The organism is Eubacterium barkeri (genome assembly GCF_900107125.1).
Lineage (GTDB): Bacteria > Bacillota > Clostridia > Eubacteriales > Eubacteriaceae > Eubacterium_O > Eubacterium_O barkeri.
The window spans coordinates 258,254-274,186 of the sequence record NZ_FNOU01000002.1 but is presented as its reverse complement, the minus strand read 5'-3'; the positions used below and the strand labels follow the sequence as shown (position 1 = coordinate 274,186).

The 15,933-nt window shown below is 46.9% G+C and carries 14 protein-coding genes and 1 pseudogene; 13 read left to right on the top strand and 2 right to left on the bottom strand.

The annotated features are described in order from the left end of the window. Window positions 1–192 (top strand): annotated as a pseudogene (locus tag BLU30_RS14700) (transposase); the annotation flags it as partial. Window positions 193–373: 181 nt separating this feature from the next. On the opposite strand, the gene argH reads toward BLU30_RS14700, so the two are convergent. Both argH and BLU30_RS02595 read right to left on the bottom strand, forming a co-directional pair. Further along, a complete protein-coding gene (argH, locus tag BLU30_RS02600; protein ID WP_090243160.1) occupies window positions 374–1,753 on the bottom strand; it encodes an argininosuccinate lyase in 1,380 nt (459 codons plus the stop codon). Further along, entirely contained in the window at window positions 1,746–2,984 is a 1,239-nt protein-coding gene (locus tag BLU30_RS02595) for an argininosuccinate synthase (RefSeq protein ID WP_090243158.1), read from the bottom strand. The genes argH and BLU30_RS02595 overlap by 8 nt, the downstream gene beginning before the upstream one ends. 265 nt (window positions 2,985–3,249) lie before the next feature. Here BLU30_RS02595 and argC point away from each other — a divergent pair, with 265 nt between their 5' ends. The 12 genes from argC (at window position 3,250) to BLU30_RS02535 (ending at window position 15,932) form a co-directional block, all read left to right on the top strand. Continuing rightward, a complete protein-coding gene (argC, locus tag BLU30_RS02590; protein ID WP_090243156.1) occupies window positions 3,250–4,293 on the top strand; it encodes an N-acetyl-gamma-glutamyl-phosphate reductase in 1,044 nt (347 codons plus the stop codon). A 29-nt stretch (window positions 4,294–4,322) separates the two neighbouring features. Beyond that, window positions 4,323–5,558, top strand: a complete 1,236-nt coding sequence (argJ, locus tag BLU30_RS02585; protein ID WP_090243154.1) for a bifunctional glutamate N-acetyltransferase/amino-acid acetyltransferase ArgJ — start codon at window positions 4,323–4,325, stop codon at window positions 5,556–5,558. A 64-nt stretch (window positions 5,559–5,622) separates the two neighbouring features. Beyond that, the gene (gene argB / locus BLU30_RS02580) at window positions 5,623–6,522 is read left to right on the top strand and encodes an acetylglutamate kinase (RefSeq protein WP_242873483.1); all 900 of its coding nucleotides are present in this window, start codon (window positions 5,623–5,625) and stop codon (window positions 6,520–6,522) included. A 9-nt stretch (window positions 6,523–6,531) separates the two neighbouring features. Beyond that, a complete protein-coding gene (locus tag BLU30_RS02575) occupies window positions 6,532–7,719 on the top strand; it encodes an acetylornithine transaminase (protein WP_090243150.1) in 1,188 nt (395 codons plus the stop codon). Window positions 7,720–8,117: 398 nt separating this feature from the next. After that, window positions 8,118–8,426, top strand: a complete 309-nt coding sequence (locus BLU30_RS02570) for a hypothetical protein (protein ID WP_090243148.1) — start codon at window positions 8,118–8,120, stop codon at window positions 8,424–8,426. Next, the gene (locus tag BLU30_RS02565; RefSeq protein ID WP_090243146.1) at window positions 8,423–10,300 is read left to right on the top strand and encodes a V-type ATP synthase subunit I; all 1,878 of its coding nucleotides are present in this window, start codon (window positions 8,423–8,425) and stop codon (window positions 10,298–10,300) included. The genes BLU30_RS02570 and BLU30_RS02565 overlap by 4 nt, the downstream gene beginning before the upstream one ends. A 20-nt stretch (window positions 10,301–10,320) precedes the next feature. After that, window positions 10,321–10,794, top strand: a complete 474-nt coding sequence (locus BLU30_RS02560) for a V-type ATP synthase subunit K (protein ID WP_090243144.1) — start codon at window positions 10,321–10,323, stop codon at window positions 10,792–10,794. 28 nt (window positions 10,795–10,822) lie between these two features. Beyond that, window positions 10,823–11,434, top strand: a complete 612-nt coding sequence (locus BLU30_RS02555; protein WP_090243142.1) for a V-type ATP synthase subunit E — start codon at window positions 10,823–10,825, stop codon at window positions 11,432–11,434. A gap of 1 nt (window position 11,435) precedes the next feature. After that, entirely contained in the window at window positions 11,436–12,398 is a 963-nt protein-coding gene (locus tag BLU30_RS02550) for a V-type ATPase subunit (protein WP_176770802.1), read from the top strand. After that, window positions 12,399–12,725, top strand: a complete 327-nt coding sequence (locus tag BLU30_RS02545) for a V-type ATP synthase subunit F (RefSeq protein WP_090243138.1) — start codon at window positions 12,399–12,401, stop codon at window positions 12,723–12,725. A gap of 20 nt (window positions 12,726–12,745) precedes the next feature. Beyond that, a complete protein-coding gene (locus tag BLU30_RS02540) occupies window positions 12,746–14,551 on the top strand; it encodes a V-type ATP synthase subunit A (protein WP_090243136.1) in 1,806 nt (601 codons plus the stop codon). Then, on the top strand, window positions 14,544–15,932 hold the full coding sequence (locus tag BLU30_RS02535) for a V-type ATP synthase subunit B (RefSeq protein ID WP_090243189.1): 1,389 nt from the start codon (window positions 14,544–14,546) through the stop codon (window positions 15,930–15,932). The genes BLU30_RS02540 and BLU30_RS02535 overlap by 8 nt, the downstream gene beginning before the upstream one ends. Window position 15,933 lies beyond the last annotated feature (1 nt).

Genomic DNA, 15,933 nt, shown 5'->3' with positions numbered 1-15,933 from the left:
CTGGATATTTGTGAGGACATCCGGCATACCCTTGGCCGGAAAGAACAATACCAAAAACGCAAAGAAACCATCGAACGGGTCTTTGGTACCGCTAAAGAACATCATGGGATGCGTTATACCCAAAGCATCGGAAAAGCCCGGGTTGCCATACAGGTCGGGCTGACATTGGCCTGTCTAAATTTAAAAAAGCTGGCCATCCTGAAGTATAAAAGGGGACTTGCTGAGCGGGATTCTTTTGCGCCTATCTCATTTTTTACTGCTTTTTTCAATTTTAAGGAAAAAACAAAACCAGCGAACCGATGGTGTTGTTTCGGTTAGCTGGTTTGTCTACGCTCTGAAGCCACCATACATAATGGTGGCTTGAATAATCCTTCTATTTTCGGAGTAATCCCCGATTAATATCAATGGCACGTTTAACAGTATCGACCGCAGGGCCACCAATAATATCCCGTTGATTGACACAGGTTTTCAAATCAATGGCTTCATAGATGGAGGAGTCAAAGACGGGGCTAATGGATTGGTATTCGTCCAGAGTCAGTTCGTCCAAAGCCTTGCCTTGTTCCAGGGCATAGAACACCAATTTGCCAATAATGGCATGGGCGTCCCGGAAAGGAACACCCTGTTTGACAAGCCAATCTGCAGCGTCCGTGGCATTGCTAAAACCGCCAGCGGCTGCCTTACGCATGGGCTCTGCGTTGACCTTCAGAGTAGCAATGAGCTTGGTCATTGTGGTCAAGCAGATTTCTGCGGTATCATAGGCATCGAATACGGGCTCCTTATCCTCCTGCATATCCTTATTGTAGGCCAGAGGCAGACTCTTCATAGTGGATAAGAGGGACATCAGATCACCATAAACCCGTCCGGTTTTCCCCCGAACCAGCTCCGGAATATCTGGATTTTTTTTCTGGGGCATAATGGAAGACCCCGTAGAGAAGGCATCATCCAGGGTGACAAAACCAAATTCTGAGGAGCACCACAGAATAATTTCCTCGGACAATCGACTGAGATGCATCATGAGTACGGAAACGGCCTGGAGGAAATCCAAACAAAAATCCCGATCAGAAACAGCATCCAGGCTATTGAGGCAAATCCCGCCAAACCCCAGCTCCTGGGATACAAAATAACGGTCCAGGGGATAGGTGGTGGTTGCCAGGGCACCAGCACCAAGGGGAAGGCTATTGGCCATATCAGAGGCTTGTTCAAAACGTTTGATATCCCGTTTCATCATTTCCACATAGGCCATGAGGTGGTGGGCGAAGGTAATGGGCTGGGCCCGTTGGAGGTGGGTGTAGCCCGGCATAATGGTTTCGGTATTCTTAGCGGCTAAGTCCAGCAGGCCATTGGCAAAGAGACGGATCGACTCCTTGAGATCCGCACAAATGTTTTTAACATACATGCGCATATCCGTGGCGACCTGATCATTTCGACTGCGGCCGGTATGGAGTTTTTTACCCACATCACCGATACGCTCAGTCAGGATTGCCTCTACATTCATATGGATATCCTCCATATCAACGGTGAAGGTCACCTGCCCGTCATCAATATCTGACAGAATTTCCCTGAGGGTCTTGACGATTAAATCCGCATCCTCCTGGGGGATGATATGCTGCTTTCCGAGCATTTTCGCATGGGCCATGCTCCCCGTAATATCCTCACGAAAGAGGCGTTTATCAAAGCGGATGGAGGAGTTGAAATCGTCTGTTAAGGTATCAGTTCCCTTCTGGAAACGGCCACCCCACATTTTTTTAGACATCGGTTTCTCCTTTAGCCGCTTTTTCATCGTGGCTCATGCGCATGAGGGCACGGACTTTTAGTGGCAAACCAAAAAGATGGATAAAGCCTTCGGCGTCCTTGTGGTCGTATAAATCCCCGGTGGTAAAGCTGGCAATTTCTGCATTGTAGAGCGAATAGGGGGAAGAAACGGAATGCAAGACCATGTTTCCTTTATACAGATGCAGCTTCACCACACCAGTGACGGTTTTTTGGGTTTCGTCCATAAAGGCAGATAAGGCTTCCCGCAGGGGTGTGAACCATTGGCCGTTATAGGTGATCTCTGCAAATTTGACCGCTGCTTGTTGTTTAAAGGCAAAGGTTTCACGATCCAGACACATATGCTCCAGCTCTTCGTGGGCGTTGTAAAGGATGGTGCCGCCGGGGGTTTCATAAATCCCACGGGACTTCATTCCAACCACACGGTTTTCAATTAAGTCAACGACCCCGATGGCGTGCTTTCCGCCGATTTTATTACAGGTTTCAAGGATTTCCCGGGGGCTCATGGCCTGTCCGTTAATTTTAACGGGCTCACCCTTAATAAATTCGATTTCGATTTCTTCGCCTTCCTCCGGTGCGTTTTCCAGGGTGTTGGTCAAACGTAGGAGGTGGGCATAGTTGGGTTCCAGTGAGGGATCTTCCAGTTCCAGGCCTTCGTGGCTCATGTGGAGGATATTGGTATCCCGGCTATAGCTCTGATCGTGGCTCATACTGACCTTGATGTCATGCTCGATGCAGAAGTCCATACAATCCTCACGGGATTGTAAATCCCAGATTCGCCAGGGTGCAATGATTTTGAGCTGGGGATCCAGGGCGCCGATACCCAGTTCAAAACGCACCTGGTCATTCCCTTTACCAGTGGCACCATGACAGATGGCCTCCGCACCTTCCTTATGGGCAATATCCACCAGAACCTTGGCAATAAGGGGGCGGGCCAAGGAAGTACCCAGGAGATATTTCTTTTCATACACGGCATCGGCCTTCAGTGCCGGCCAGCAGTAGTCCTCTACAAATTCATCGGCGACATCGATGATATAGCATTTGCTGGCGCCGGAATCCTTGGCCCGTTCTTCTAAGCCATCGGTTTCTTTCCCTTGTCCGACATCAACACACACACAGATAACTTCATAATCGTAGGTTTCTTTGAGCCATGGGATGATGGTGGTGGTATCCAATCCACCAGAATAGGCTAAAATTACTTTTTTTTGTGACATTATAGTGCCTCCTTCGAGATTATATTCTTTTGACTGTGAATGATTATACAATATAGAAACCTCAAAATCAAGGACTAAATGATAAAATATCCGAAAAATAGAATAAATATTCATAAAATGTGCTTGAATATTCAAATCAACAGGGGTATAATAGCACAATAGTCCAAGGACTCAAGCCTTTATGGCAGAAATGTCTTTAATATGAGCACATTTGTTTCATTTTTGGACGCGAATATATTAATAATTATCCAAGGAGTGATTGAATATGATTAAAGCTGCAGTCGTCGGTGGCACCGGTTATGCCGGACAAGAGTTACTGCGAATATTATACCGGCACCCGGAAGTCGATGTGGTGTCCATTGGATCGAGATCTTATACAAATGAATCCTTTAAAAAAGTTTACCATAATTTTCAGGGAATTTCAGAATTATCCTGTGAGAATGTTCCCTTAGAAAAATTGGCTGAAAGGACCGATGTGATTTTTTTGGCCTTACCCCATGGTATTGCTTCGGTGCAGGTTAATAAAGAAATTCTGAAACAGTGCCGTATTGTCGATTTAGGGGCTGATTTTCGCCTAAAGGATAAGGAAACCTATGAAAGCTGGTATCAGGTTGAACATGGAAATGAGGGGTTACTTCAAGAGGCTGTTTATGGATTGCCGGAGCTGCACCGGGATGAGATTCGGGGTGCCCGTCTGATTGCCAACCCCGGCTGTTATACGACCTGTAGTATTTTGAGCCTGGCCCCACTCATCCATCACCACCTTGTGGCCATCGACTCTATCATCATCGACGCTAAATCTGGTGTGACAGGAGCTGGTCGGGGTCTTAATATTGGCAATCTATATTGTGAGTGTAATGAAAGTATTAAAGCCTACAAGGTAGGAACCCACCGTCATACACCGGAAATCGAACAGGAGCTTGGATTTCTTGGCGGTGATCGGTTGACCTTATCTTTTACGCCTCACCTGACCCCTATGAATCGGGGAATTCTGGCGGTATGTTATGCACGTTTAAAGGAAGATAAGAGTGCGGAAGAGCTATTAGCGGCTTATCAGGATTTTTATTCAGAGGAATCCTTTGTGAGAATTTATGATGAGGGAGAGCTACCTGAAACCCGATGGGTGAAGGGCTCAAATTATTGTGATATCGGATTGAGCGTCGATCCGAGAACCCATCGGGTCATCGTCGTCGGAGCCATCGATAATTTAATGAAGGGCGCTGCGGGCCAGGCGGTTCAGAATATGAACGTATTATTTGGCTTGCCAGAGGAAATGGGAATCGACTTTATTCCTGATTTTCCAGGATGATTACCACAGCAAAAAAGGAGTAAGCAATCATGAAGAAGGAAATAGATGGCGGCGTATTGGCACCCCAAGGGTTTCAAGCCAGTGGTATTGCCGCCGGTATTAAAAAAAATGGGGCATTGGATATGGCCATGGTCTATAGCATAGTGCCAGCAGCAACAGCTCTGGTAACAACCCAAAATATGGTGAAGGCTGCACCTGTTTTGTGGGATAATGAAATTGTTAAATCAAATCCCTGGACCCAGGCCATTGTGGCTAACAGCGGTAATGCCAACGCCTGTACCGGAGAGCAGGGAATGGCAGATGTGAAGAAGACTGCCATAAAAGCCGCCTGTGGGTTGGGGATTGACAAAGAAATGGTTTTGGTTTCTTCCACTGGGGTTATTGGCGTGCCATTACCCATTGAAAAAATCACAAAGGGTGTTGACAGTCTGATTGCGGCGTTAACTGCCGATATTTGTGGAGCGGATCAATCGGCACGGGCGATTTTAACCACAGACACAGTTCCAAAGTCCTGTGCCCTTGAAATTGAGATAGATGGTAAAATCGTGCGCATTGGTGGTATGGCCAAGGGCTCTGGAATGATTTGTCCCAATATGGCTACCATGCTGGCTTATGTCACAACGGATGCTAAGATTGCTCCGGATTGCCTGCAGGCCATGGTCTCTTCTATTACCAAGGACACCTATAATATGATGTCTGTGGATGGTGATATGAGCACCAATGATACCTTGGCGGTCCTGGCCAATGGATTGGCGGGAAACAAAGAGCTGACCCTGGAAGATTCTGGCAGTGAAGCCTACGGCACCTTTTATGATGCCTTGTACCAGGTGAATGAAAGCCTGGCAAAGGCCATTGTAAAGGATGGTGAAGGAGCCACAAAATTTATTGAAACCACCGTTAGCGGTGCCAAAGGAGAAGGGGATGCCCGAATCCTGGCAAAAGCAGTCATCCAATCGAGCTTGGTGAAAACCGCTATTTTTGGAGAGGATGCCAATTGGGGACGGGTATTATCTTCATTAGGGGCATCGGGTGTCATGTTTAACCCCATGACGGTGAGTGTGTGGTTTGAAAGCAAGGGAGGACGTATTAAGCTTTTGGATCACGGTACCCCCATTCTCTTTGATGAGGATTGTGCCAAAGGGATATTGAAGGAGAAGGAATTGCAAATCCAGGTAGAAATGGCCCAGGGAGACGCCCAGGCAACGGCCTGGGGCTGTGACCTTACCTATGATTATGTTAAAATCAATGGGGATTATCGGACCTAACAAAGGAAGGCGCCCTGGAATTTGTGGTATAATCGATAAAAGAAAATAATGAAAGTTGGGAAAAATGAGTATACAAGACATGGAAAAATATATCGATCGGGCCAATACCCTTATCGAGGCGTTACCTTATATTAAGCAGTTTCGAAAAAAAACTGTTGTAATTAAATACGGCGGCAGCTTTATGTACGATCAAAATATTAAAAAGTCGGTTATGAATGACATTGCCCTCATGAAGCTGGTTGGCCTGCGTCCCATTATTGTTCATGGTGGGGGAAAGGACATTTCCGCATTTCTTGATAAACTCGATGTCCATACCGAATTTATCGATGGTCTTCGGGTAACCACTGAAAATGTTATTGAAGTGGCAGAAATGGTACTTTCGGGACGGATAAATAAAGAAATCGTACAGATGCTGGAGGACCGGGACATCACAGCCGTTGGGATTTCAGGAAAAGATGGCGGCTTACTCAAGGTTAAGAAAAAAATTGTAAATGATCTGGATATCGGTTTTGTGGGTGAAATTACAAAGGTAAAGAGTGATATTCTATATACGCTTTTGAAAAGCGATTATATTCCGGTCATTGCACCCATTGGGAGCGATAAGGACGGACAGAGCTATAATATTAATGCGGACCACGTTGCTTATGCCATTGCCAAAGAGCTGAAGGCTGAAAAATTGGTTTACCTGACGGATACCGACGGTGTGTACGTCAATCCTGATGACCCGGATTCTATTATTAGACGTCTGGCCATTGATCAGGTCAAGCCACTTATTGAAGAGGGGATTATCTCCGGTGGGATGATCCCAAAGGTAGAGAATGCCGTAGATGCTATTTTATCGGGTGTTAATTCTGTCCATATATTAGATGGTAAAATCGAACATTCCTTGCTTTTGGAATTATTTACAGCAGCGGGCTGCGGAACCATGATCCGCAAAGCATTACCCAAATATGAATCCTTATAGGAGGTTGTCATGACGAAAACAGAACAATTGGTCGAACAGGCAGAGAAGTATATCATGCCGACTTACAGTCGTTTCCCGGTGGCTTTTGCCAGTGGGGAAGGCTGCGTACTTACGGATGTCGAAGGAAAAAAATATTTGGATTTTGTAGGGGGAATTGCTGTCAATGCCCTGGGATATAATCATGCCGGCTTGTGTGAGACCATTGCTGAGCAAGCCAAAAAAATTATTCATGTATCCAATCTGTATTGGACAGAACCCCAGGTAACAGCTGCAAAATTATTGGTAGAGGGCAGTGGTCTGGATAAGGTTTTTTTCTGTAATAGTGGAGCTGAGGCTAATGAAGGGGCGATGAAGCTGGCCCGCATTTATGCCAAGCACGAAAAATCAGAAGCGGCCGTTGAAATCATCGCGATGGACCATTCTTTTCATGGCCGGACCTATGCTGCTATTACCGCCACAGGTCAGCCAAAGTATCAAAAGGATCTGGATCCCCTTATGCCAGCCATTAAGCATGTTCCCTTTAATGATTTGGAGGCCCTGAAGGCGGCCATTACTCCGGCAACCTGCGCCATTCTCCTGGAGCCCATCCAGGGAGAGGGCGGAATATACCCGGCGAATGCTGACTATTTAAAAGCCGTCCGCAGCCTGTGTGATTCAGAAAATATTGTCCTCATCTTTGATGAGGTGCAGTGTGGAATCGGCCGAACCGGGCATCTCTTTGCCTATCAATATTACGATGTCGTTCCAGATATTGTCAGCTTTGCCAAAGGCGTTGCCGGTGGGGTACCCATGGGCGGCATTATCGGGAAGGAACACGTTACCCAGTATTTTGTTCCCGGAACCCATGCCTCTACCTTCGGGGGAAATCCCCTGGCGACGGCGGCAGCGAGTTATGTCCTAAAGACCGTTAACCAGCCGGAATTTTTAGAAGATATTACCCAAAAGGGTGCCTATCTTAAGGAAAAAATCGAGGGTCTGAAAGCCCTGCATCCAGAAATTCTCGAAGTCCGTGGCATCGGTTTGATGCTTGGTATGGAATTATCCATTCCAGCAAGTGATATCGTCTCTAAAGCCCTGAAACGCGGACTTTTATTATTAGGTGCCGGACCCCATGTCCTCCGGTTTGTGCCACCACTGATTATTACCAGGGAGGAGATTGATGAGGCAATGGCGATTATTGAGTCGTGTCTGGAGTAAATTGGGAAGCCAATCCTTTGATAATGATTGGCTTCTTTTGTGATTAAATTATATAATAACCAAAGCATAACACTATATCATTTGAAGATCTCCTTTGTCGTATTGCAACAAAATTATTAAAATGGATAAAATGCTTGGATGTTTAAAATGATCCGATGTTAGAAAAACATCTCGTTTTATCATGATTCAATCATCTTTTTTCTTCTTATTTATATAGAGTAAGGGTTGAAGACAAAAGAATTCTTTTTATGTGACAAAGACATACAAATGTTTACAAAAAGTGTAAAAAAACGCTTGCAAAAGAATTTATTCCGTGGTATTGTGATAACATGAGAGAAAAAATTATCATTTTACTGATAATTTTCTCGCAAAACAAAAAAGAAAGGCGGTGAAAGATAATGTCAATTCTTGATACCATCGCTGAGGCAGAAGCACGTGCGACACAAATTCGAAACGATGCTCGGGTAGAGTCTCGCGAAATGTTACGGACAATGGAGCAAAATGCCTTGTCCAAACAAAAGCATGCCCTGGATGCATGTCGGTCGGATCAGGAAAAGTTGGCGGAAGAAGCAAGGGTCAAAGCACGACTCTCGATGGATGACTCCCTGAGGAAGCAGGACGATCAGGATCAGAAGTTTGCCGAAAACGCCCGAAAACGGCTGGCCGATACGGTATCTTTTGTTCTGGAAAGGATTGTGGACCAATGATCGTTCCGATGAAAAAAGCGCGGTTAATCGCCCTGAAGGAGAACAAAGAAAGCTTATTAAAAAGCCTTCAGCGCACTGGTGAATTCATGGTGATCGAGCCGGATGATACTGAGCAAGTAGGCGGGGATAATGATGCCTCGGATTTAAAGGCCCAGCAATCTAAGGCAATGCTTGCTTTTTTAGAGAAATATCGAGAAAAAAGCAAGTTTTTTGAAGAGCGGCCCAACGTTGATTATCAGACCTTTTTTTCCCAAAATTCACAGGGAGTCGATTTAGCGGCCCAATTAGAAGTGTTAAACACTCAGATGGGCGAGCTCCACGGGAAAATAGCCGCTTTAAAAGCACAAAATACCCAGCTTTTACCATGGCTGAATTTACCCATTCCAGTAGAAAAGCTTGCAGGAACTGCCAGTGTAGCCTTTCACACCGGCTATGTACCCCTGCCAGTTCTGGAGGAAGCCGTCCGTTTAGTTGAGGATGCTGGTGGAGATTTCATTCGTATGGACGTTGCCCAGGAGGGCCTTGCATCCCTGATTACCCTTTATCGTAAAGATGAGGCAGATACTCTGGATGCCCTTAAAGCCATGGGATTTGTAGAAGGTAGTCCCCCCAGGGTGGTCGGTCTGACCAAGGCTGTATACGATGGGAATGACGATGCCATTAAAGTGGCTGAAGAGGAAATAGCTGGTATTGACGACAAGGTCCGAAGGCTTTTTCCAGAGCGGGAAAAGCTCGAACTCTTGTCTGCCCAGTACGATGCACAATCTGAGCGCAAGCAGGTCAAGGGTAGTGAAACTTTAGAAACTATCCAAATTATGGCTTGGGTCCGAAGTGATAAGTTGGAGGTCGTCAAAAAAGCGGTGGAATCTGTAACTGAGTTTTACGATTTATCCTATACGGATCCCGGAGATGATGAAGAGCCACCAACGGTGACGAAGAACAGCCATTTCTTATCACAATTCGAAACGATTACGGATATGTTTTCATTGCCAAAACCTGGTACCATTGACCCAGCGCCCATTGCCGGATTGTGGTATTGGATCATCTTTGGGATGATGATGGGAGATGTGGGCTATGGGGTCGTGATGGCAGTTCTCTTTTACGCCTTTAAGAAGATCAAGAAGCCTCAGGGAGATTTTGGCCGATTGATTAATGTCCTCTTTTATGGCAGTTTCCCGACAATTATTTTTGGGATACTGTTTGGAAGCTATTTTGGCGAAACCTGGAATCCTATCCTTTTCGCTCCACTGGATAATCCCATTAATATGCTGATTGTTACCTTGATTGTCGGGGTCCTCCATATTTTCTCAGGTATGGGGATAAAGATCGCCGAGGAGGTAAAGGCTGGAAGATGGCTGGATGCCATTTTTGACCAAGTGAGCTGGATGGTTTTGATTGTGGGACTCGGGTTTATGTTTTTAGAACCGCTGAAAACCGTAGGGATGTGGATGGCCATTGGTGGCGCTGTTGTTATTCTTTGTACTGCTGGTCGTGAGAAACCTGGGATTGTTGGCAAGATCACCGGTGGGCTTTTAGGATTGTATGATATCAGCAGCTATATGAGCGATATTCTATCCTACTCCCGTATTTTGGCACTCAGTTTGGCAACCGGCGTTATCGGTATGGTTATGAATCTTTTAGCTGGCATGGTAAGTGGCAGTGTCATTGGTTTCATCTTTGCAATACTGATTTATTTGGTGGGACATTCCTTTAATCTGGCCATGAGCTTATTATCGGCCTATGTCCATGATAGTCGTCTGCAATATATTGAGTTTTTCAATAAGTTCTATGAGGGCGGTGGTTACGCCTTCAAACCCTTATCCATTCAATCCAAGTACATTGATGTGATTGATGGAGAGAATTCTGAATCTTAAACTATAGGAGGAAAAAAACAATGACTACAGGATTAATTATCGCAATTTGTGGTGCCGCGATTTGCGCTGCTTTTGCAGGGATTGGCTCAGCCAACGGGGTGCAGTGTGCCGGTAAAGCGGCTGCAGGTGTTTGTGCAGAGAAGCCAGAATTATTCGGGAAACTGTTGGTGCTCCAGGCCCTTCCAGGTACTCAGGGGATTTATGGGTTCCTCGTCTCTGTCCTGATTATGGTTCAGACTGGCGTTCTTTCCGGGTCTCCAGCGAACCTTTCCATTGAACAGGGAGTGGCTTTCTTTTGTGCAGGACTTCCCATCGCCATTGTCGGGTGGTGGTCTGGAATCTATCAGGGGCGGACAGCTGCTGCCTCAATTCATATGACCGGTAAGGATCCTTCTGCTTCTGCAAAGGGGATTACCATGACCGCTTTGGTTGAAACCTACGCCATTCTGGCATTACTCGTTTCCATCCTGCTGCTTTTCGGAATTACCGTTTAGTAAATTCCTTTGAAAGGACGTGTCTGATATGGCTTCAGATAAAATAGTAGCAAAAATCATTGAAAACGCAGAAAATGATGCGAAAACGATCCGTCAGGAAGCACAGGATAAAGCGCAGACACTCATTGCCGCCATTGATGAACAAACAGGGGTCGCCTTAGCCGACATGGAAGAAGCCGGTAAGAAGAACATTGCTGAAATCCAACGCCGTAGTGATTTGATGACCCGGCTGGAAAATCGCAAAAAGCACTTATTGGTTAAACAAAGCATTCTGGATGAAACCTTCAAGCATGCACGCATGGCTCTGGATGCCCTTAGTGGAGAATCCTGGGAAAAGCTGATTACACGAATCGTTTTGGATGGAGCTTCAACTGGACGGGAGCAGCTGCAGGTTCCCCAAAAGGACCGGGAGCGATACATGGGTGAAAATGGGATGCTTAAGCGCCTCAATACAGCACTTAAGGCCAAGGGCCTTCTTGGAGAGCTCACTTTGAGTGAGGATGATGCCGCCTTTAAAGCAGGTGTACGTCTCATTGGAGAACGTTTCGATGTCAATGGCTCTTTTGATCGGTTAATTGATGATGCACGGATTACCTATGAGCGGGAGGCTGCTGATATCTTGTTCCCTGCGGAGGTGTAATATGGCAGCCGATTATCTTTTCGCCGTCGGGCGCATTAAAGCCCTGGAGGATACCCTTCTGGATGCGACACAATGGCAGCGCCTGAGTGAAGCAGATATTCCAGAGGGAATGAAGATTTTAGAGGAAGCGGGCTATGGTGCTGATTCTGAGGATAAAGAGGACCTCGAAGCCCTAATCAGTACAGAAATCACCGATGCACGAACTTTGATTGCGGAAATTTGCCCAGAACCCGAGCTTTCAGATTTATTCCTTTTGCCAACGGATGGACATAACATCAAAGTGATTTTAAAAGGGATACTGAATCGAAAGGCATCACCAGAGCTCTTGCTCGGCGGGGGGAGTATTTCCCTCGATTTATTGGATAAGAGCATTGATTCAGGCAATTACGATGCCATTCCAGAGGCATTGGCCCAGGCCATGCATAAAGCTGAAAATGAGGAGGATCCCCGGGTCCTCAGTGCAATCATTGACGATGGCGTCTATGCGCAGACCCTTGAAGTTTTGGAAAAAAAGAAGAATGATTTATTGTCAGAATATTTTAATGCCAAAATTACCTTTACTAATATACTGACGATTGTCCGATGCAATATCTTAAGTTGGGAACAGTCTAAGGCAAAGCCTCTGTTGCTAAATGGGGGAAACCTTGATGAAAAAACGTTGCTCGATGCCCTGGGACTGGCACCAGAGCAGCTTTCAGCACAGCTGGCAACGGGTGAGTATAGTCCCCTCATCAAGGAGCGCCTTGATAATTATGCCCAAGATAAAGATATTACTGAGTTGGAACAAGGCCTTGAAAATGCGGCACTTTCCATCATCCATAATGCCAGAATGGATTCCTTTGGTATTGGTCCCATTATTAATTATCTTTTGAGTAAGCTTAACGAAGGGCGAGCTTTACGAATACTTTTTGCTGCTAAACGTGCGGGTATCAAAGTACCGCTTTCCCAGCTGGGGGTGATTTAAATGAGTGAACACCAACATAAAGGAAAGGTCGCTGTCATTGGAGATCGGGATTCCGTTATGATTTTCCAGGCATTGGGTTTCCATACGGTTTATGCCGATGATCCCCTTACTATTGAAAAAGCGATTCATCGTTTGTCCCGGGAGGGCTTTCCGGTGATATACATCACCGAGACAGCAGCTGCCCAGGCAGAGGACACCATTAATCTATATAAGACAGAACCCTATCCTGCCATCATACCCATTCCCAGCCGTTTTGGCTCGGAAGGTGTTGGGATGAAAGGGATTCAGGATAACATTGAAAAAGCCATTGGCGCAGATATTTTATAAAAGAAAGGGGTGGATAACACATGATTTCGCCCAGTGAAAAACCATTGGAAAAAAGTGTTGGCACCATCGTCAAGGTCGCCGGTCCCCTCATCGTTGCAAAGGGCATGTCTGATGTCCAGATGTACGATGTGGTTCGGGTTAGCGAGAAACGCTTGATTGGTGAGGTCATTGAACTGAGAGGCGACCGTGCCTCAATACAGGTCTATGAAGAAACCGCAGGCCTTGGGCCAGGAGAACCTGTTTATCAGACGGGTGAAGCGCTTTCTGTTGAATTGGCCCCGGGTATCATCGAAGGAATTTTTGATGGGATCCAGCGTCCACTGACGGCCATTTACGAAGCTGCTGGAGACCGGATTGCCAGAGGGATTGATGTCCCGAAGCTCAACCGGGAAAAGAAATGGCCATTTGTCCCATCAGTGAAGGAAGGGGATATGGTTTTACCCGGAGATGTTCTGGGAACCGTACAGGAAACACCCGCCGTTCTTCAGAAAATCATGGTGCCTGCAAAAATCGAGGGTAAGATTACCTGGATTTTTGATGGAGAAGCGACCATTGTAGAACCCATTGCTAAAATTGAAACGATGGATGGGAAGGAGCATGTCATTCAGATGCTTCGAAGCTGGCCAGTCCGTCGTGGACGGCCTTACCAGGAAAAGCTGGCTCCCGATGAACCCATGGTGACAGGTCAGCGTGTCATCGATACGCTCTTCCCCATCGCAAAGGGTGGGATCGCCGCTATTCCGGGGCCTTTTGGCTCAGGAAAAACCGTTGTCCAGCATCAGCTTGCTAAATGGGCCGACGCGGATATCATTGTTTATATCGGCTGTGGCGAGCGTGGCAATGAAATGACCGACGTGCTTATGGAGTTCCCGGAACTTCACGATCCACGGACGGGAATGTCGCTGATGAAGCGGACCGTCCTCATTGCCAATACCTCGGATATGCCGGTGGCTGCCCGTGAAGCCTCGATTTATACAGGGATTACTATCGCCGAGTATTTTAGAGATATGGGTTATAAGGTTGCCATTATGGCAGATTCCACCTCCCGTTGGGCTGAAGCCTTGCGCGAAATGTCCGGGCGGCTGGAAGAAATGCCTGGAGAAGAAGGCTATCCTGCCTACCTTAGCTCGCGTTTGGCTGAGTTTTACGAACGGGCGGGTTTTGTCCGCTGTCTTGGGAGTGATGAACGCTACGGTGCCATCACCGCCATTGGGGCAGTTTCACCGCCAGGTGGGGATATTTCAGAGCCGGTTTCCCAGGCGACCCTTCGAATTGTAAAGGTGTTCTGGAGCTTATCGGCCAGTCTGGCGTACAAACGTCATTTCCCGGCTATCGACTGGCTGCAGAGCTATAGCTTGTACAGCGATCGCTTAAACACATTCTTCGATGATGTGGTGGCGACGGATTGGTCTGCTCAGGTTCAGTTGACCATGAAGCTGCTCCAGGAGGAATCGGAATTAGAAGAAATCGTTCGTTTGGTTGGGGTGGACGCCCTGAGCTTCAAAGACCGTTTGACCCTGGAATGTACCCAGTCCATCCGGGAAGATTATCTGCATCAATCGGCCTTTGATGATATCGACACCTATTCCTCACTGGCAAAGCAGTATGATATGCTGAGAATGATTTTGACCTGGTACCAAAAAGGGCAGCAGGCCTTGGAAATGGATGTGCCCTTTGATAAGATTATTTCCATGTCGGTGAGAGAAGCCATTGCCAGGATGAAATATGTGCCAGAGGATCAAAAGGAAACCCGCTTTGTGGAAATTGAGCAAGAACTGGCCAATGAATTTAATGTGCTGATGGAGGACTATGATGACGCTGAATAAAGAATATAAAACCATACAAGAAGTCGTCGGCCCTCTGATGCTGGTGGATGAGGTCGAAGGGATCAAATACGATGAGCTTGTTGAAATTCAGCAGGCTGATGGTGAAAAGCGCATCGGGAAGGTTCTGGAGGTTGATGGCGATAAGGCCATGGTTCAGCTTTTTGAAAGCTCCCAGGGCCTTCGGATTTCTGACTCAAAGGTCCGTTTTGAAGGCCATGGCATGGAGTTGGGTGTCAGTAAGGATATGCTTGGCCGCGTTTTCGATGGTATGGGTCGTCCCAAAGACGGTGGTCCTGCCATCATCCCTGAAAAGCGGATGGATATCAATGGCTCCCCTATGAACCCTGTGGCCAGGGACTACCCGGCAGAATTTATCCAAACAGGGGTTTCCGCCATTGACGGTTTGAACACCCTGGTGCGTGGGCAAAAACTACCGGTTTTCTCCGGCTCCGGTCTGCCCCATGCTCAGCTGGCGGCCCAAATCGCGCGGCAGGCAAAGGTTTTAGATAATGATGAAGGCTTTGCTGTCGTTTTCGCCGCCATTGGGATTACCTTTGAAGAAGCCGATTATTTTGTGAAGGATTTCCGTCGGACCGGGGCTATCGAGCGGGCCGTTCTCTTTATGAACTACGCCAATGACCCTGCGGTAGAACGTATTTCGACGCCTCGTATGGCCATCACCTGTGCGGAGTATTTAGCCTATGAATTAGATATGCAGGTTCTGGTTATTATGACCGATATCACCAATTATGCGGAAGCTCTCCGTGAGGTGTCGGCAGCCCGGAAAGAAGTTCCTGGCCGCCGGGGCTATCCAGGGTATCTGTATACAGACCTGGCCACCCTTTACGAACGGGCAGGGCGTATCCGTGGGAAGAAGGGCTCCATCACCCAGATTCCCATTTTGACCATGCCCGAGGATGATAAAACCCATCCAATCCCAGACCTTACTGGGTACATTACAGAAGGGCAAATTATTTTGTCCCGGGATTTATACCGCCGGGGCATTACACCGCCCATCGATGTGCTGCCCTCCCTAAGCCGTTTGAAGGATAAAGGAATTGGGGATGGGAAGACCCGTCGGGACCATGCGGATACAATGAACCAATTGTTCTCAGCCTATGCCCGTGGAAAGGATGCCAAGGAGCTGGCCGTTATCCTTGGGGATGCTGCGTTATCTGATGTGGATAAGGTTTATGCGCGTTTTGCCACAGAATTTGAAGAAATCTATATTTCCCAGGGCTTTGAGACTAATCGCAGCATTGAAGAAACACTGGCCATCGGTTGGGAATTGTTATCCATTCTGCCCCGAACCGAGCTAAAACGTATTAAAGACGAGTATATCGATGCTTATTGTCCAACCCTTGTAGAAGAGGAGGAATAGG